Annotated in this window: 18 protein-coding genes and 1 pseudogene; 2 read left to right on the top strand and 17 right to left on the bottom strand. The window is 70.7% G+C overall.

All coding sequences use genetic code 11. The features are described from left to right. Positions 1–105: pseudogene (locus ACZ4EF_RS32730) on the top strand (IS481 family transposase); the annotation flags it as partial. Here ACZ4EF_RS32730 and ACZ4EF_RS32725 read toward each other — a convergent pair. From ACZ4EF_RS32725 to ACZ4EF_RS32660, 14 genes are all read right to left on the bottom strand, one after another. Then, the gene (locus tag ACZ4EF_RS32725) at positions 102–767 is read right to left on the bottom strand and encodes an N-acetylmannosamine-6-phosphate 2-epimerase (protein ID WP_401719060.1); all 666 of its coding nucleotides are present in this window, start codon (positions 765–767) and stop codon (positions 102–104) included. The pseudogene ACZ4EF_RS32730 and the gene ACZ4EF_RS32725 sit on opposite strands and share 4 nt — an antisense overlap. After that, the gene (nagA, locus tag ACZ4EF_RS32720) at positions 764–1861 is read right to left on the bottom strand and encodes an N-acetylglucosamine-6-phosphate deacetylase (protein WP_402711515.1); all 1098 of its coding nucleotides are present in this window, start codon (positions 1859–1861) and stop codon (positions 764–766) included. Before nagA ends, ACZ4EF_RS32725 begins: the two co-directional genes overlap by 4 nt. After that, on the bottom strand, positions 1858–2703 hold the full coding sequence (locus ACZ4EF_RS32715) for a GntR family transcriptional regulator (protein WP_355342525.1): 846 nt from the start codon (positions 2701–2703) through the stop codon (positions 1858–1860). Before ACZ4EF_RS32715 ends, nagA begins: the two co-directional genes overlap by 4 nt. A 106-nt stretch (positions 2704–2809) precedes the next feature. Then, entirely contained in the window at positions 2810–3835 is a 1026-nt protein-coding gene (locus ACZ4EF_RS32710) for an SIS domain-containing protein (protein WP_467507751.1), read from the bottom strand. Next, entirely contained in the window at positions 3832–5073 is a 1242-nt protein-coding gene (locus tag ACZ4EF_RS32705; RefSeq protein ID WP_391046090.1) for a sugar ABC transporter permease, read from the bottom strand. Before ACZ4EF_RS32705 ends, ACZ4EF_RS32710 begins: the two co-directional genes overlap by 4 nt. Further along, entirely contained in the window at positions 5070–5894 is an 825-nt protein-coding gene (locus ACZ4EF_RS32700; protein ID WP_188280229.1) for an ATP-binding cassette domain-containing protein, read from the bottom strand. Before ACZ4EF_RS32700 ends, ACZ4EF_RS32705 begins: the two co-directional genes overlap by 4 nt. Then, entirely contained in the window at positions 5891–6874 is a 984-nt protein-coding gene (locus tag ACZ4EF_RS32695) for an ROK family protein (RefSeq protein WP_467507749.1), read from the bottom strand. The genes ACZ4EF_RS32700 and ACZ4EF_RS32695 overlap by 4 nt, the downstream gene beginning before the upstream one ends. Continuing rightward, the gene (locus ACZ4EF_RS32690) at positions 6871–7944 is read right to left on the bottom strand and encodes a substrate-binding domain-containing protein (RefSeq protein WP_366823751.1); all 1074 of its coding nucleotides are present in this window, start codon (positions 7942–7944) and stop codon (positions 6871–6873) included. Before ACZ4EF_RS32690 ends, ACZ4EF_RS32695 begins: the two co-directional genes overlap by 4 nt. Before the next feature lie 667 nt (positions 7945–8611). Further along, on the bottom strand, positions 8612–9583 hold the full coding sequence (locus ACZ4EF_RS32685) for an outer membrane protein assembly factor BamB family protein (protein WP_467507747.1): 972 nt from the start codon (positions 9581–9583) through the stop codon (positions 8612–8614). Positions 9584–9730: 147 nt separating this feature from the next. Beyond that, a complete protein-coding gene (locus tag ACZ4EF_RS32680) occupies positions 9731–10306 on the bottom strand; it encodes a hypothetical protein (RefSeq protein ID WP_401308691.1) in 576 nt (191 codons plus the stop codon). 269 nt (positions 10307–10575) lie between these two features. Continuing rightward, positions 10576–11595, bottom strand: a complete 1020-nt coding sequence (locus tag ACZ4EF_RS32675) for an aldo/keto reductase (RefSeq protein WP_401856423.1) — start codon at positions 11593–11595, stop codon at positions 10576–10578. Between the two features lie 154 nt (positions 11596–11749). After that, on the bottom strand, positions 11750–12829 hold the full coding sequence (locus tag ACZ4EF_RS32670) for a CU044_5270 family protein (protein ID WP_467507744.1): 1080 nt from the start codon (positions 12827–12829) through the stop codon (positions 11750–11752). Beyond that, entirely contained in the window at positions 12826–13479 is a 654-nt protein-coding gene (locus ACZ4EF_RS32665) for an RNA polymerase sigma factor (RefSeq protein ID WP_355342550.1), read from the bottom strand. The genes ACZ4EF_RS32670 and ACZ4EF_RS32665 overlap by 4 nt, the downstream gene beginning before the upstream one ends. Before the next feature lie 326 nt (positions 13480–13805). Further along, positions 13806–14957, bottom strand: coding sequence for an FAD-dependent oxidoreductase (locus tag ACZ4EF_RS32660; RefSeq protein WP_467507742.1), 1152 nt, complete (start codon positions 14955–14957; stop codon positions 13806–13808). Between the two features lie 141 nt (positions 14958–15098). Between ACZ4EF_RS32660 and ACZ4EF_RS32655 the strand changes: the two genes are divergently transcribed. Further along, positions 15099–15740, top strand: a complete 642-nt coding sequence (locus tag ACZ4EF_RS32655; protein WP_467507740.1) for a TetR/AcrR family transcriptional regulator — start codon at positions 15099–15101, stop codon at positions 15738–15740. Here the strand turns inward: ACZ4EF_RS32655 and ACZ4EF_RS32650 are convergent. From ACZ4EF_RS32650 to ACZ4EF_RS32640, 3 genes are all read right to left on the bottom strand, one after another. Beyond that, entirely contained in the window at positions 15728–16081 is a 354-nt protein-coding gene (locus tag ACZ4EF_RS32650; protein WP_355342557.1) for a PRC-barrel domain-containing protein, read from the bottom strand. The two genes, ACZ4EF_RS32655 and ACZ4EF_RS32650, sit on opposite strands and share 13 nt — an antisense overlap. A 165-nt stretch (positions 16082–16246) precedes the next feature. Further along, positions 16247–17491 (bottom strand): NAD(P)/FAD-dependent oxidoreductase, encoded by a 1245-nt coding sequence (locus ACZ4EF_RS32645; protein WP_467507738.1) that lies wholly within the window; start codon positions 17489–17491, stop codon positions 16247–16249. A 227-nt stretch (positions 17492–17718) separates the two neighbouring features. Beyond that, a complete protein-coding gene (locus ACZ4EF_RS32640) occupies positions 17719–18081 on the bottom strand; it encodes a hypothetical protein (protein ID WP_355342563.1) in 363 nt (120 codons plus the stop codon). Positions 18082–18169 lie beyond the last annotated feature (88 nt).

The following is an 18169-nucleotide window of genomic DNA, read 5'->3' as shown; positions in this document are numbered from 1 at the left end:
CTGGCAGACTTCCTCCACACCTACAACCACCACCGCACCCACACCGCACTCGGCGGCCAGCCACCCATCACCCGCGTCAACAACCCTCCAGGTCACTACACCTAGGCCGCGCCCGCGAAGCGGGCGGTCAGCCAGACGGGGTCGACGATGGCCGAGCCGACCACGACGGCGTGCGCGCCCGCGGCCAGGGCCGCGCGTACGTCGTCCGGCGTGGAGTAGCCGCGCTCGGCGACGACCGGCACCCCGGCGCCTGCGACGAGGGTGGCCACAAGTCCCAGGTCGGGCAGGGGCCCGGAGTTCGCCTTGGCGGGGTAGCCCATCGTGGACGAACTGACGATCGCGGCGCCCGCCTCCACGGCGGTGCGTGCGTCGTCGATCCCCGGCACGCCCGCCTTGACCGGTTTGCCCAGCGCGACGAAGGACGCGACGAGTTCGGCCAGGTCCTGGCCGTCGTGTCGGCGCGCCGCCGCGTCCGCTTCCAGTTCCACGACGTCGGCCCCGGCGTCCACCAGGGCGGCGGCGTGGTCGAGCGTCGGCGTGATGCGGACGACCCCGCCGTGCGAGCCGTCGATGCTCACGGCGAGCACGGGGAAGCCGGGGAGCGCGCGCTTCACCGCGCGTACGGCGTCCGGGCCGTCCATTTTCACGGCGACGGCGCCACCGGCCTGCGCGGCGGCGGCGAGCCGGACGACGTCGTCGATGTTCTGCCAGGGCGACTGGGGCGACGGGGTGAGCGAGACGATCAGGCCGCGAGGAAGGATGTTCACGCCGCGAACTCCTCTCCTGCGACCAGGACGCGCTCGACGGCGACGTCCTCGTCGGTGACGATCAGGTCGGCCGGGCCGCCGAGGGTGAGTTCCCCCGCGCCGGTGAGCCCGTAGAAGCGGGCGGGCGCTCGGCTGGCCAGGTTCACCGCCCGGTCGACGGGCCAGTCGTGCTCGACCAGCTTGCGTACCTGCTGGAGCAGCGTCACCGTACTGCCGGCGAGGGTGCCGTCGGGCAGGCGCGGCACACCGTCGGTGACCTCGACGGTGAAACCGCCCACGGTGAAGACACCGTCACCGGCCCCCGCGGGCGACGCGGCGTCGGTGACGAGCATGATGCGGTGCTCGGCGGCCTTGAGCGCGAACAGCGAGGTCTCCCGCGCGAGATGGATGTCGTCGGCGATGAGCTGGATGGCGACCTCCTCCCGGTTGAGCGTGGCGCCCGCGATGCCGGGCGCGCGGTGGCTGAACGCGATCATCCCGTTGAACAGGTGCGTGACCGCGCGGGCTCCCGCGTCGAAACCGGCGTACGCGGTCGCCGCGTCGGCGCCCGAGTGCCCGGCCTGCACGATGACCCCCTGGCCCGCGGCCCAGGCGATCAGCTCCGGCGCGCCCGGCAGTTCGGGAGCGACGGTGATCGTACGCAGCGGCCCGGCGTCGAGGAAGCGTCGCACGATGCCGATGTCGGGGTCGCGGAGGTACTCGGGCCGGTGCACGCCCCGGTGGTGCGGCGACAGGAACGGGCCCTCGGCGTGGACGCCGACGACCTTCGCGCCGGGAGGCGAGGACGCCTGGAGCTTGTCCAGCACGCCGAGCTGCCGGACCACGTTCTCCTCGGAGTCGGTGATGACGGTGGGCTGTACGTGGAAGACGCCGTCGCGGGTGAGGGCGGCGAGCGCCCGCTCGAACTCCTCGGCCGTGGCCGCGTTGAAGTCGACCCCGCCGTAACCGTTGACCTGGAGGTCGACCAGGCCGGGCAGGACGTACCCCGTGCCGGTCGAGGGCAGGCCGGTGCGTACCAGCCGTCCGCCGTCGACCTCGACGTCGCCCTTCACCCAGGCGCCTGCGACGACGGCGCCGCGTGCGGAAATTCTCATGGATACAACCTCGCTATATGGGGGGCTGGGCCGCGGCCGGTCGGCTCTGCGGCGGATTGATGGCGGTGCGCGCGGCCGGCCTGGCCCTGGAGGGCGGCGCGGAAGCGGTAACGGTCACCGCGGTAGACGCTGCGGCACCACTGCACGACCCGGCGGTTCTCGTCGAACGTGGTCTGGACGATCCCCAGGACGGGGTCGCCCGGAGCAAGGCCCAGGTTCTCGGCGATGTCGGCGGTGGCCCCGCGCGCCTCGATGACGCAGTCGGCTCTGACCGCGTGCAGGCCGTACTCGTCGGAGAGCGTGGAGTACAGGGAAGCGGTGGTGAAATCGTGGTCGCCGAGGCCCGGCGCCAACTGCTCAGGGATGAGCGAGAAGTCGATCAGGGTCGGGATGCCGTCGAGATACCGCAGCCGGACCAGGTCGACGATGGGTGCGCCAGGGGCGACACCCAGCAGGTCCGCCTCGTCGAGCGAGCTGGCGCGGGTCAGGCACTTCAGCACTTTCGAGCTGGAGGTCAGGCCGTTCGCCTCCGCGAGGTCGGAGAAGCTCACCAGGCCGGTGGCGCCCTCCTCGATCGACTCCGCCTCGTCCTGGTCCGCGGGCCGGGCCGGGGCCGGGGCGGGCGTCTGCCCGCGCACCCACCGGGCGCCCATGACGACGGTGACCAGGCCGGCCGCCTCCAGATCCTTCAGTGCCTGACGGACGGTGACCCGGCTGACGTCGAACTGCTCAGCGAGAACCCGCTCGGAAGGCAGTCTCGAACCGGGCTCGATCACACCCGATTCGATGCGTTCCCTGAGGTGCTGCGCCACCTTGCGGTGCAGTGCTGGCGAAGTAGACATGACCCCGATTGTGTCTCGTGGAGTTGGTGGGAATGAACGTAATCAGCAGCCCGTGTCGCACGGTGCGAGGGCGGCCGTACCGCCCTCGTACGGCCGCCCGGCCGGGCTATTCGCCGTCGTCGAGTTTGGTTCCGGTGTCGAGGAAGAGGAACTCGTCCGGATCGATCCCCCGCGCCCGCGCCGAGCGCAGCGCCACCTGTTGCAGCAGCGCCGCCACGAACACCGGTATCTCCAGGGGGTTGTGCGCCTCGACCGGCACGACCAGGGTCCGCTCGCCGTGGACGACGGGAGCGCCCGTCCGCAGTTCGACGATCTGACGGCCGAGCGAGCCGAGGGCGCGCAGGATCTGCCCGTCGTCGGGACCGTCGAGAACGATGTGCAGCGTCGAGGGGTGGGTGGACTCCATCAGCCCGTGCAGGTACTGCCGCGTCTCGAACGACGCCGCGGGGACCCGCGTCACCTCGCGCAGCAGCAGCGCGCCGCTCTCGGCGACCCCGTACTGGTCCGCGGGCGCCACCAGGTCGATGATCGACGCGGCCGACAGCCGGTCCGCGATCTCCTCGGCCTGCGCGGAGGTCGCGTCGAGGAACCCGGCGAGCCGCTCCCCCAGGCTGAGCCACGTCGGCGACGGTTCGCCGTCGGTCCAGGTCTCGGCGAGCATGGAGACGGCCATCGCGGAGGCGGTGAACCCGATCGTCGAGGCGAGGCTGTCGGGCAGGTCGCCGAGGGTCAGCACCGAGTCGGCGGCGGCGGCCATCGGCGAGTCGGTGACGTTGACGACCGCGAGCTTGCGGCCGGTGGCCGCGCGCATCACGTCGACCGTCTCGCGGCTGCGGCCCGACTGGGACAGCGCGACGAGCGTGGTGCTCTCGTCGAACGGCCCCGCCTGCGCCGCGTTGAGCCGGACGCTGGGGATGCCGCGCGCCGACAGGTGGGCGACCGGTGCGGCGAGCGCCGCGAGGCTCGCGCCGATGCCGATGAACGTGGCCTGGTCGGGGCGGCCGACCGCACCCGCCGCGGCGAGCGCCCGCTCGCGCAGCACCGGTGCGACCTCGGTGAGCCGGCTGGTCTGGCTCAGCACGCCCTCGTCGAAGGGGATGAACCCCTGGCGCAGAAACGCGTTGACACTCATCGGCCGCTGGCCGCCCTTCCTCGTCGTGCCAGGGAATCGATCACCACGGCGGCCACGAGTACGGCGCCGGTGATCACGTACTTGACGGCGGAGGTCTGGTTCAGCAGATCCATGCCGTTGGACACCGCTCCGATGACGAGCATGCCGAGCAGTGCGGAGTACGCGGTGCCGCGTCCGCCGAACAGGCTGGTGCCGCCGATGACCGCGGCGGCGATCGCGTTGAGCAGGATGTCGCTGCCGCCGCTGGCCTGGTTGACCGCGAACAGGCGTGAGGCCGCGAGCACACCGCCGAAGGCGGCGAGCGACGAGGCGATCGTGAAGGCGATGACCTTGACGGTGCCGACCTGGATGCCCGCGCGCCGGGCCGCCTCGGCGTTGCCGCCGACGGCGAACAGCTTGCGGCCGAAGGTCGTGCCGCGCAGCAGCAGGTCGACCAGAACCACGAGTCCGACGAAGATGATCAGCGACAGGGGTATGCCGTGCCACCGCGCGAAGACGGTCGTCGCCGCGACGATCAGGACCGTGATCACTCCGGCGCGCACCAGGCCCCCGGTGAGCGGCCGTACGGTCAGGCCGCGTTCGCGTCGCCGTCTCGCGGTGAGGACCGTCCCGCCGAAGGCCGCGCCCGCGTAGACAGCGGCGATCACGTATCCGATCCACGCGGGGAGCGTGGTGTTGGCGAGCGAGGCGATGGTGCCGTCGTAGGGGATGTTGATCGTGCCCTGGTTGCCCAGGACGAGGAGTTGGCCGCCCTGCCAGGCGAGCAGGCCGCCCAGGGTCAGCACGAACGACGGAACGCCGAGCTTGGTGAAGATGAAGCCGTGGAACAGGCCGATCGCGGCGCCGAACACGACGGCCAGGACGATCGCGAGGACCGGCGGCCAGCCCTGGTTGATGCTCAGCACCACCATGGAGGCGGAGGTGATCCCGCTCACCGATCCGGCGGACAGGTCGATCTCGCCGATGATCAGGACGAACACGATGCCCAGCGCGATGACGCCGGTCGAGGCGATCTGCAGGCTCAGGTTGGAGAGGTTCTGCGGCGAGAGGAACCGCTGGTTGGCGATCTGGAAGACCAGCGAGATGACGACGAGGCCGAGGATGACGGGCAGCGCCCCGAAGTCGCCGGTACGCAGGCGCTGGACGCGCTCGCGCACCCAGTTCTCCTGCGCCGGCGGTCCTGGCGGCAGCACGCTCTGCCCGGCGGGGGCGGTTGCGGTGTTGGTGGTCACGGTCATCCTTCCTGAGCCCGGTCGCGGCGCAGCGTCCGGCGCTTTTGGGCACTGCTGTCGGCGACGCCGGTGATGGCGGCGACGACCTGTTCTTCTGTGGTCCCCTCGACGGGGAACTCGGTGACGCTGCGCCCGAGCCGCAGGCAGACGATGCGGTCCGCCACGTCGAAGACGTCGGCCAGGTTGTGGCTCACCATGAGGACGGCGTGCCCTTCGCTCCGCAGCCGCTCGATGAGTTCGAGCACTTCGGCGGTCTGCTCGACGCCGAGCGCCGCGGTGGGCTCGTCCAGGATGACCAGCCGCGGGTCGCCGAGCAGGGACCGCGCGATGGCCACCGACTGGCGCTGCCCGCCGGAGAGCGAGGAGACGGGCGCGCGCAGGTCCTTGATCTTGACCGAGAGCCGCTTGAGCAGCCCGACGGCGACCTCTTCCATGTCGAGCGCGCTCAGGAAGCCGCCGTGGTGCTTCTCGCGGCCGAGGAAGAGGTTGGCGACGATGTCGAGGTTGTCGCACAGCGCGAGGTCCTGGTACACCGTCGCGATGCCGAGGCGGGTGGAGTCCGTGGGCTTGCGCGGGGAGACCGGCTCGCCGTTCACCGCCATGGTGCCGCCGTCGCGGGGGTGCGTACCGGCGATCGTCTTGATCAGGGTGGACTTGCCCGCGCCGTTGTCGCCGACGAGCGCGACGACCTCTCCCGCGGCGACGGTCATGCTGACGTCGCTGAGCGCCTGAACGGCGCCGAAGCTCTTGCTGATGTGTTCGAGTTCCAGCACGGGCGGCGGGCGTTCTCCCGCCCGGTCGGCCGCCCTGTCAACGGTCGTTGTCATCGGCGGTCTCCTTTCATGCCGAGTCGGTCCGCCGCGGTGGCGACCGCGATCGGTTGGGCGAGGTGCCACGCGCCGACGCCGACGAGACCGGCGTCGTCGCCGCACACGGCGGCGCGTACGTCGACGTCCCAGGAGACGTGCGAGCGCGCGGTGTCGCTGATGCGGCGGCCGAGCTCGTCGAGGAGCTGGGCGCCGGCCGCGCGGGCGAGGCCGCCGCCGACGACCAGTACGTCGGGTGAGACGACGTGGCACAGGAGGATCGCGGCGGCGGCCGCCGCGTCGGCGATGTCGGTGAGGGCGGCGGCGGCCAGGGCGCGGGGGTGGGGCGCGGTCGGTACGGGGTCGGCGCCGGGGGCGCCGTCGCTTGAGGCGAGTTCGGTCAGGGCGCGGTAGTCGACGTCCCTGCCCAGTTCACGCCCGGCCTCGCGTACGCGCTGTCCCGAGCCGAGGTCCTCGATCATGGGGCGCCCGGCGCCGAGCAGGTGCAGGAATCCGATCTGGAACCCCGACACGCGTCCGGACAGCACGCGGCCGTCGCTCACCACCGCCGCGCCGATCCCTGTCGAGAGGGTCAGATAGGCCGTCGTCCCCGCGGTGGACCCGGCGCCGAAGTACGCCTCGCCGATCGCGGCCAACTCGGCGTCACCGGCCAGCTCGACGGCGAGTCCGGTGGCCTCGGAGAGGTACGCGGCCGACAGGCGGCCGAGGTCGGTGGACGGCAGATTGCGCGCCACGTGCAGACGGCCCTCGACGTGGTCCACCCGTCCCGGCAGTCCGACGACCGCCGAGACGGCGTCCGTACCGGCCGCGATCCGCGTCATGAGATCGGCGACCTGCTCGTGCGCCGCGTCGTGCCGGACGGGCTCCTTGAGCCTGGCGGTCACGGTTCCGCCGCGGTCGACGAGCGCCGCGCGGGCGGTGGTCCCGCCCAGGTCGACTGCGACGACCTGGGCGGCATCGCCGGTGGAGAAGGAGGTCACTTGATGAGTCCCGCCTCGACGCACGCCTTCTTGTAGTTGGCCGTGCAGATCTGATCGACGGTCAGATAGCCGCTGTCGAGCAGGATTTCCTTCATGTTCTCCATCGTCACGGCGATGGATTCGAGCAGGTAGGCGGGCACCTTGCCCGCACCGTCGTCGATGGTGCCGTTGAGCAGTTCGCCGGAGGGCTTCTGCCCGGTGGCGAGGGCGGCGGCGGCCTTGGCGCCGATCCGCGCCTCGGTCTCGACCGGCAGGTACGTGCTCTCGTACAGGTCGCCCGCGACCATGTTCTGGATGGCGTCGAGCTGCGTGTCGAGGCCCGTGACGGGCGGCATCGGCTTGATGCCCGCGCTCTTCAGCGCGGCGACGACACCGGTGGCCATGCCGTCGTTGCCCGCGTAGACACCGGCGATCTTGGACGCGCCGAGCTTGGTGATGGCCTGCTGCATCTGGTTCTGCGCGTTGGCCGCCGACCAGCCCTTGGTGTCGTACTCGGCGGCGACGGTGAAGCCGGACTTGTCGATGACGCTGTGCGCGCCGTCCTTCTCCGGCTTGGCTCCCGAGTCGACGGGGTCGCCGTTCATCATGACGACGTTGCCGGAGGTCTTGCCGTCCTTCTTCAGCTTGTCGAGCAGGGACTGCATGCCGACGGCGCCCTGCTGGACGTTGTCGAACTTCACCCCGTAGTCCACGGCCGCGTTGTAGATGACGCGGTCGTAGCTCATGACCTTCGCGCCCTGCCTGCGGGCGCTGGCGACCACGGCCCCGGCGGCCTTGGAGTCGACGGGGTCGATCACCAGCACGCTGGCCCCTTCGGTCAGCGCGGACTCGGCCTGGCTGAGCTGCTTGCTCGCGTCCCCGGCCGCGTTGTAGTAGCGGAGCTGACACTTGGGGCAGCTCTCCGCGAGCTGCTTCTCGAAGGTCGGCTTGTCCCGCGCCTCGTACCGGGCGGTCGCGTTCTCCGGGAGCAGCAGCGCCACGATCGGCTTGTCCTTGGCCTTGCCGCCGCCGGAGCCGCCGGTCGAGCCGGAGGTCGCGTCGGATGTGTCCGACGAGCACGAGGCCAGCATGAGGGCTCCAACTACAGCCACCCCCGCAACGGCCATGCGTCGGCGGTGTGAATGAGAAGTAACGTTCATGAGAGTTTCGTCCACCTCTGAGCCATGTGTAGCGGGGTGAGTTGCCTCAAGCTAGATCTGGTATCAACCAGTGGTCAACCCTCTGGTATTACAGCTCGATAACCTAAGCAAACCACTGGTATTACCCCGAGGTGACCAGCAAATTTCCCCTCGCCCCACCCGCACACCCCGCGCCGCCGCCCCCGTCGACCCCAACTCCCCCGCGATTCCCCCCGACCCCCGCCCTCCCCCTGGTACGAACCACCGGTCGTATCCAATCCCACCCCGCCGCACCCACCCCCTCCGAACCGAAAGCCCCCGCAGACAGGAAGAGGCCGGCCCGGACGCGCCTCACCGGAGGCAAGCGAACTGGACGGCCTGTGGAACCTTGGGGACGCACGTGGGCCCAGCGGACGACAGCGCACGGGCGGCGGCGTGGACGAGGACCCGCAAGATGCCCGGCGAGCGGACGCGCGACCGGATCGGCGCAGCCTCCTCGGCTCACCTCAGGTACCTCAGGTGCCTCAGGTGGGCGAAGATCCATTCCCGGGCGGCTCCAAGACCAGCACCGGCCCATGGCGGTTCCGCCGACTTCGGCGGGCCGCCCGCAGTGGCCAAGCTAGCCGGAAGGGTGAGTCAATCGGCTCACCGTTGCATAGTCGTCGGATGCGTGAACCGTAGCCAACAGGATAGCGCCGTCAGAACACTCGAGAACCGCTGGGTTGTTACCCGGGATCGGTGCATAGGCGGCTTCACCCGTGAAGGCATCGAGAATGTGCACAGGGCCCGCACCGGAAGACACGAACAGAAGCGCGGACTCATTCAAACAGCCCGCAGCGATGGCACCGACGTCCGAGCCCATCGACAAAGCAGGACCCAGCGGCTCACCAGTCACCCCGTTATACCGAGACAAGTTTCCATTCATGTCGAGTGACGCCAGGACAGCCCGGCCGTCGGGATGCGTCAGCGCGGTCATCCTCATGTTGTATTCGCCGAAACCATGAATATGTGATCCGAATGGCTCGCCGGTCGAGGCGACCCACCGATACACAACTCCAGCCTCGTCCTCCGCCGCGATGAGGACCGTGCCGTCCTTGAGCGACAGTGACGTGATGGTCTTCAGCGGATAATCCGGCCCCGTCAGTTGAGGGCTCAACGCTTCGCCGGTAGTCGCGTCCCAATAGTGGATGAACGGCTCACACTGCGCGGCAACAGCGATGAACGCTCGCCCACCGGGCAGCGGCCCACTGGTGACGTCCCAAGCGGTGTCATCAAACTCAGCCATCGCGCCAACGGGCACGGGCCTGCCACTTGCAGCGTCAACCCGCACTACCCCGATATCCGTGGCCACCGCGACGACGGCATCACCATTCGTCGGGGTGGCCACCGCAAGCGTCGATATCAGATCCTCACCCGCAAACCTCCAGAGCATTTCACCGGTGCGAGGGTCCCAACGCCAAAAATCGTAGCCGGTACCGTTTGAGAGCAATATGGGCGTATCACTCTCACCTTGAGCCAAAACCGGCACGACGCCGTCCGGAGCTTCTTTCGCAAACACTGTTTCCAGGACCACATCTAGCAATTCGAGCACAACGCCTCCCAATCTCCGCATTACGCGGCGCCGACACATCTCCAGAGCTCCGACGAGCGGAGGCCGCATCCCAGAATTCCCCACCCGACCCCTGACGGATCGACGCACCTCGTTGAAGGCGACCATGCGCGACGGAGAGTGTCACCGTCAGCCGCGAGCCATGGTGGCGGGAGGGGGCGGCGGAGGGATGAGTCGGGCTTCGGCTCGGTCGAGGCGTCTGGTTGTGCGGCTGTGGGCGGCCCGGGCGGCGGCGAGGAGGACGCCGATCGTCAGGCAGAAGACACCGAAGCCGGTGGTACCCACGATCAGGAAGATGGCACCGAGGACGAGATAGAACCCGGCGAGCCAGGGCAGCCACCGAAGGCCGCTGCGCGCCGCCTTGCGTTGGCGTCGCAGAAGGACGGTCATGGCGTGCCGTACGGCCGGGTCCGCGGGAACGCGTCCCTTGCGCAGGCGGCGGGCGATCACCGGGATCTGCCGGGGCCGGATTCCGGCCTCCTGGGCGAGGTGTCGCCGGAAGGTCCGTTGCCGCCACAAGCCCGCCGTGGCGGCGCCCAAGCCTCCCGCGAAACCGCCGAAGTTGAAGCCCAGCCAGAACCACAGCGCGGCGTACATCACCGCGAGGAAGGCCACTGCCGTCCCGACACGCACCCACAGGCGGTCGTACCAACGGCGTTCACCATCCCAGTCCACATCCCCGTCCTGGCGGTACTCGCTGCTCATCCGCGCCCCCAACTGCCGTCGCCACAACGACAGTCGTCTACCCCCGAGGATCGCGCGAACGCGTCGTCACGATGTCAAGCCCGGTGCCGGTGCGGCCCCCTCCGAAAGATCGTGGCCCGTACAGGTCACTGCCCGTACGGACCCCATCCCGGTGTGCCGCTGGGCCCCCGGGGTCATCGGTCGTCCCTGGAGGAAACAGCCCCAAGCTGGTCCCCGCGCACCTGGAGGGGACCGAGCCCGTCGTCGGGGCAACTCGTCCTGGGGCGGCGTCAGCGGGGGCGTCGGCGGGTGTGCTTGTCGCCGAGGGTGGAGGGCAGGAAGAGGATGTCCTTCTGGTTGAGGTTGACCCCCGGCGGGACGATCTCGTCGATGCGGTCCAGTACGTCGTCGCTGAGTGCGACATCGGCGCCGGCCAGAAGATCGGTGAGCTGCGCGGGGGTGCGCGGACCGAGCAGGACCGAGGTGACCGCCGGGTGGGTCAGCACGAACGCGGTGGCCAGATGGGCGAGTTTCAGCCCCGCTTCGGCGGCCAGTTCGGTGAGCTCTCCGACGGCCTCCGCCTTGGCCCGGTTCCCCGGTTCCGCCTGGTCGAACAGGGGCGTGGCAGCTCCCGCGTTGCGGTGACCGGCGGTGGGATCGGCGCGGCCGGAGAGCCAGCCGGATCCGAGCGGGCCGAAGGTGAGGACGCCCATGCCGTATCGCTGGGCGGTCGGCAGGGTGGTGGCCTCGACGCCGCGCAGCAGGACGTTGTACGGCGGCTGCTCGGACCGGAAGCGGTGGTGGTGGCCGCGCTCGGCGGCCCACTGCGCCTCGACCGTCTGCTCCGGGTGGAACAGCGACGAGCCGATCGCCCGTACTTTCCCGGCCCGGATCAGGTCCGAGAGCGCGGAAAGCGTCTCGTCGAGGTCGGTGAACGGATCCCAGCGGTGCATCTGGTAGAGGTCGATGCGGTCGGTGCCGAGACGGCGCAGGCTCCCCTCCACCGCCTGGGTGATCCACCTGCGCGATCCGCCCCGCCGGTTGTCGTCCGATCCGATCGGCAGCCCGAATTTGGTGGCGAGGACGACCTCGTCACGCCGCCCCTTCAGCGCCTTGCCGACGATCTCCTCGCTCTCGCCCGCGGAATAGACGTCCGCGGTGTCGATGAAGTTGATGCCTGCGTCCAGCGCGGTGTGGATCATCGCCACGGACTCGCCGTGGTCGGTGTTGCCCATCGCGCCGAGCATCATCGTCCCGAGGGCGAATTCGCTCACCGACATACCCGTACCGCCGAGGACTCTGCGTTTCATGGTGCGCTCTCCACTGTCGTGCCGGTCTCATCCGGCAATACGTCCGGCACTACGTCCGGCACTACGTCCGGCACTTCGTACGGCAATACGTCCAGCACTTCGTACGGCAACTCGTCCGACCACCGTCCGGCTACGGCGGCCGGCCCGCCCGTCGTCAGCCCTCGACGCTCGCGGGCACCTCACCAGGGCGGTCGACCACGCCGCGCCGCATGACGGCATTCACGCCGTACAACGTCTCGACGGCGGTGCCGTCGCCCTGGTGACCGATCATGTAGGACCGCGAGCCCAGATACGTGAGCGTGGCCTTGTCGAAGATCCACGTGTCGCGGGTGGCGGCGCCGGGGTCGTGGCGAGTGATGCCGAAGCCGTGCCGGCCCGCCGCGTCGACGGCGTCGGGCACCACGCGGACGCCGGGGATCTTCTCCACGACCTGGTACAGCGCGGACGCGGTGGCCGGGGGCATGATCGCCGTGCTCAGCATCCCGCCGATGTTCGAGAAGACGGTCTCGTCCAGCGAGGAGGTGCCCCACGGCTCGGTCTCGGCGTAGAGCAGCGCGCGCAGCGCCTCGGGGTCCGTGGGCAGCGTGGCCAGCCACTTGTAGGTGGGGTGGTCAAGTCCCGCGTACACGGGCGAGGTGGCCACCATGGGCCCCAGCCCCGGCATCACCGCGTCCTTCCCCGATTCACGGATCCAGCCCTCCTCCGTCATGGGGCCGGGGCGCTGGACGGTCCAGTACTCCTGCTTGTGCAGCGCGCCGAGCCGGACCTGGCCGCCGAACGCGCCCTTGTTCCCCCGGGTCAGCGTCTCGACATACACGAGCTGGTCGTCCTTCACCGGCGTCACGTTGCCCGTCATGGCGACGGCGGCGATGCGGCTGAGCGTGGCGGACGCGCTGTTGTAGTGCGCCGGAGGGGCCGCGGGGAAGTGCCCAGGGGTGTGTCCGCCGCCGGACGCGGTGACGACGAGCACAGCGGTAAGTGCGGCCGCCACGGGAAGCACCATCATCGGACGCGGTTGCCAGCGGCGGCGCCGCGAGACCGCCGTCGCCACCATCGTCGTCGTCGCCATCGCCGTCGTACGGGTCCCGCGGGCGAGGTCCTGGTCGATCCGCCGCATCAGAACGTCCTTGAGGTGCCGATGGCGGCTCGGCGAAAGGTGGTCCCAGGCGGCCGAGGCGGCCAGCAGTTCTTCCGCCTCGGCCGGGACGGTGGCGGGCGCGTTGTCAGCCTTCATCGGGTTTCCTCCTGCAAGAAGAGCGCCGCGAACACGGCCTCGCCGTCTTTCTCTCCGGGAACGCGGTCCGGTTCCCCCGCCGTGTCGCGTGCCGGTACGGCGCTCAGCTCGGCCAGTCGCTTGCGGGCGCGCGAGAGCCGCGAGCGCACGGTGCCGACCGGGATGCCCAGTGCCTCGGCGGCTTGCCGGTAGTCCAGCCCGGCCGCCACGCACAGGGCGATCACCTCCCTGTCCTGGCGGCGCAGTCGGCGCAGCGTCTCGTGGACGGCGGCCAGCCGTCGCGCGTCGTCGATCCGGCCGATCGCCTCTTCCGCGAAGTCCTCGACCGCGCGGGGCTCCGGGCTGCGCGCGAGGAAGGCGAGCCTGCGCCACCGTCCGCGGTTGGCGTTGTGCGCCTTGTGCGTGGCGATGCCCAGGAGCCATGGCGTGAGGGACCCGCCCTCCGGCTCCACGGTCTCCCGCCCGCGCCAGGCGGCCAGGAAGGTCTCGGACATCACGTCCTCGGCCTCCGGCCAACTCCCGGTCAGCCGCAGCGCATGGTTGTAGACCGCCCGCGCGCTCTGTTCGTACAGCTCGGCGAACGCGGAACGGTCTCCGGCACGGATCCGCCCACGCAACGGCTCCGCTGGTTCTGTTTGCGTCACACTCATTACTCTCCGCAGCACCGGCCGAGTTCCTGTGTCCGCCGTCACAGCCGCCCGCCCGCCCGCTTCCCGCGCCCGAGAGTAACGGTGCGTCCGGTTTGCACAAAGGGCTGACGGTGCGCTCCGTTATCTGGTGAAGTACGGGTCGGCCGGGCCCGCAAGGGGGGTGCCCGGCCTCGTTCTCGACGTCTGCTCCTACGACAACGCCCGCGTCGCCTTCACGACCTGCTGACCGGGGCCCGCGGCGCTCCGTCCCGCCACCGACGGAGCGCCGGGGTTCGTATGACGGAATCCGCCCTCGCGGCTCAGGGCCGTAAGAGGTCCCTGCGGGATCAGGGCCTTGCGGGGGCGTCGGCGAAGTCGGGGAGGTCGGGGGTGAGGAGGTCCGCGACGGCGCCGTCGAGGAGTTCGGCGGTCTCGGTGGAGCGGGGGAGCATGGTGCTCTCGTAGGCGCGGACGGCGTCGGCGACGGTGGCCTCGGTGGCCAGGGCGACGGCGAGTTCACCGGCGTCGAGCATGGCGAGGTTGACGCCGACGCCCAGCGGGGGCATGAGGTGGGCGGCGTCGCCCAGGAGTGTCACGGTGGGGTGCGGCTCCCAGGTGTGCGGGACCGGCAGGGCGAAGATCGGCCGCTGGACGTAGGGGCCGTCGTTGTCGGTGATGAGCCGGCGCATGGGTGCCGACCAGTGGGCGAACCGCTCCTGGAGCAGGGCGCGGACGGCGTCGGTGTCGTCGGCGGCCAGGCCGCCGCGGCTGATCCAGTCGGCCGGGACCTGCTGGACGATGTAGACGCGGATGTGGTCGCCGCCGTTGCGCTGGGCCACCAGCGCGCGTTCGCCGTCGCCCGCGTGGGCCATGCCCTGGCCGACCAGTTCGGCGATCTCGGGGTGGCTGTTGTCGACGTCGTCGAACCAGGCCTCCAGGAAGCTCACCCCCGTGTACGCGGGGACGGCGGGCGAGACGGCCGGGCGTACGCGTGACGAGGCGCCGTCGGCGCCGATGACCAGGTCGGTCTCCACGGTGGTGCCGTCGGTGAAGCGCAGCAGCCGCGGTCCCTCGGCGGGACCGCCGACGGACTCAAGTCCCTTTCCCCATCGGATCGTTCCCGGTTCGACCGACCGCAGGAGCAGGTCGCGCAGCACCCCGCGGTCGATCTCCGGCTTGAACAGCTCGTCGGCTTCCGGGACGTGCCGGACGGTGATCGTGCCATCCGGGTCCAGCAGCCGCATCTCCTGGCCCTCGGGCCGGGACAGCGCGAAGAACTCCTCCAGCAGACCGGCCTCGCGCAGGGCGATCTGGCCGTTGTCGGCGTGCAGGTCCAGGGAGCCGCCCTGGTCGCGGACGTCGGGACCGGCTTCGCGGTCGTAGACGGTGACGGCGAGGCCGCGCCGCTGGAGGATGCGGGCGCAGGTCAGGCCGCCGGGTCCCGCGCCGATGACGCTGATCCTGGCTTGGGCCGGTGCTACGGGGTTCGTGGGGTTCATGGGTGGTTCCTCTCGCCGACGCCGGACGGCCGCGGCCCGATGCCGCAGGCAGGTCCAGCGCCGTCACATTATTCGAACGCCTCCAAACATACAACGACTCCAATAATGGTGCGATGACAACTTTCGGGGTACGGTCGGCGCATGGACGACACCACCGACCGGGCCGCCCCCGCCGGAAGGCGCGAACGCAAGAAGGCCGCCACCCGGCAGGCGATCGCCGACGCCGCGCTGCGGCTGTTCCTGGAGCGCGGATACGACCAGGTGAGCGTCCGCGAGATCGCCGAGTCCGCCGATGTGTCGGTGTCGACGGTGTTCAACTACTTTCCCGGCGGCAAGGAGGCCCTGGTCTTCGACGAGGACGCCGGGAACGAGGCCCGCCTGGTCGCCGCGGTGACCGACCGCCCCGCGGACCGGACGATCCCCGAGGCCCTGCGCGCGCACTTCACGGGCTTCGCCACCTCACCCCACACGCGTGACCCGCGCTTCGCCGACCTCCAGGAGCTCGTCCGGCAGACCCCGGCCCTGCGCGAGTACGCGCGCGCGATGACCCTGCGCCACGAGAACGCCCTGGCCGTCGCCCTCGCCGAGCAGACCGGCCGCCCCCACGACGACCTGCTCTGCGCCGCCTACGCCCGCTTCACCTTGGAAACCCTCGCCTTCGCCGGTTCCCGTCCCGATCCCGTCGCCGCGATCGACCAGGCGATGCTCCTGCTCGACCGGGGATGGACGGCCGCGGTCGCCCCGCCCGGCCCCGCCGCCCCGACGGCGGGTCAGATGTTGTAGTGGTTCTCGTAGTACCGAGCCACCAGCTCGCGGTAGTGGGTATCACCGGTGTGCTCGTCCACGACGAACTCCGGGGAGCTCTTGATCTGGTCCTTCGTGAGATCGACGAAGATCTTCTGGTCCGCCGTGTCGATCGACCGTACGGTGCCCGCGGGGAGCAGTACGTGCTTGCCGAAGATCCACACGCCGGTATCGACGACCAGATACGCCGAGTCGAAGTCGTCGGAGTGCTTGTCGACCTTGCCGATGTGACCGTCCGTCGCCTCGACCTGGTAACCGATCAGGTCGGTCCCCGCCGTATGGCCGGTGGTGTGCTGATAGCCCCAGATGTTGTCCCTCATGTCGCGGCTCCTCCATCGGAAACGTCGCGCCCCGAGTGACGAGAATGCCGTCGCGGCATCTGCTCGCCGGTGACGCGTACTCAGACGGTCGCGTGCCCGCCCGCCCCGCGCCCACACCTCCGGCCCGGACTCGCCCGCCCGGACGGCTTCAACGCCCGCACGGCCTCAGCGATCGGCGAGCAGCTCGCGAGCCGCGCGGGCGCCTGAGGCCATCGCCCCCTGGACCGAGCCGGTGGCCCGGTGATCGCCGCAGACGTAGCGGCCGGGCGAGACCCGCGTGGTACGGCTGAGCGGCCACGGCGGCGGCATGGCGGGCAGCGCTTCGGCGACGCGGTAGGCGGCCACCGGCTCCCACGTCGTGGTGTCGGTCTCGTAGAGCTCGGCCAGTACCCGGCGCACCTCCGCCTCGCCGCCCTCGGTCTCGTCGACTCCGAGCACGGAGGTGGAGACCAGGGCCCGGCCGGGCGGCGCGTAGGTGGGACTGACCTCGCTGAGCACGACGGTGTTGAGCACGCGCCGTGCGGTGTCCACGATGAGCGTCGGTTCGGCCCGCGGTCGTTCAGGAGCCGCGTGGTAGTACGTGGTGACCGATCGCGTCGCCGGCACGCGCAGGCCGGGTACGAGTGAGGCCGCGGCGGCCGGGCCGGCGGCGACGACCACCGCGGGCGCGGCCAGTTCGTCACCGCGGGCCGTCAGCACCCCGTCGTCGGTGAGCCGTTCCACGGGGACGTCGAAGGCGACGGTGCCGTCCGGCAGCGTGGCCGCCATCAGCTCGGGCACCGCGGCGACTCCCCGAGCGGGCAGGCACAGCGTGCCGCGCAGCATGGAGCGCCACACCAGGTGGAAGAACCGGCTGGAGGTCTCCAGCTCGTCCTCCAGGAAGACTCCCGACAGGAACGGGCGGAACAGGGTTTCGACCAGTTCGTCGCCGATGCCCGCCTGCGCGAGCGCGGTGCGGGTCGTGCGGTCCGTCTGGTGTTTGAGGACGCGGGGCGGCGCCAGCAGGTCGCGGCCGCTCATCATGGCGAGTCCGGCGAGATCACGCAGCGTGGCCAACCGCCCGGGCCGCAGGTCGGCCGCCATCCGCGGGTGACGCGTCGGGTCGCCCAGGCGGAGCTTCCCCTGGGGGGTGTGCACCAGAAGGCCGGGCGTGAACGGCCGCAGGCGCAGCTCGCTCAGCCGCAGGCGACGGCGCAACTGCGGGTAGGAGGTGTTGACCACCTGGAAGCCGCGGTCGAAGCGGAACCCGTCGCGTACGTCGGTACGCATCCTGCCGCCCGCCGCGTCCGACGCTTCCAGCACTCGCACGCGCAGCCCCGCGGCCACCAGGTCCTGCGCGCAGGCCAGCCCCGCCACACCCGCGCCGACGACCACCACGTCGACGGCGCCCTCACTCGCTCCGCGTGTCATTCGAGCCTCCCGCCCCGCGACGGGCAACGCGGATTCGGCGACGCGCTGCCTCTTCCTGCGGATCATGGCAGGCCGTCGGCGGCCCCGCACGTCTGCCACGGCCTGTGAGCCCGTGGGATCACCGGCTCCGCGCGGGCGCCCGCCGGTGGACGGGTCCTGCCACCGCCGTGACAGGACCCGTCTTCACCGTCGGCCGGAGGGGGAGGCGGCGGACGGGTGCGCGGTGGTCAGCCGCAGGGAAGCGCCCCCGGGGTCAGGGTCACCTGGTGGCTGAGGTCACCGTCGAAGCGGAAGGTGTTCACGGCGGTGCCCTGGCAGGTGTAGCGGACGATGCCGACGCCGTACGCCACCGCGGTGATCGTGCCCGTACTGCTGACCTTCTCGATCACGGCGTAGGCGGGCTGGCTGACGCCGTTGCAGACCTTGCTGTTGTAGATCGAGAGCTGGCCGTAGATGAAGTCGAAGTCGGTGTAGTACTGGCAGCCGCTGGGCCAGTCCGTGGTGCTCGCGGACGCGGTGGCGGCGCCCGGTACCAGCAGGGCGGCCAGGGCCGCGGTACACGCGGCGGCGGTCAGACGGAGCTTTCTCACAGGTCGTTGTCCCTTCGGTGGGCGGGGGGAGCGGAACGAGCCGGAAGCAGCATCCGTGGGACGGGGCGGGGTCTCCGCGCGCCACCGA

The sequence above is a fragment of the Streptomyces sp. NPDC025721 genome (assembly GCF_055558595.1).
Note: the sequence above shows the minus strand (reverse complement) of the source record. Positions and strands in the feature narration are given on the sequence as shown.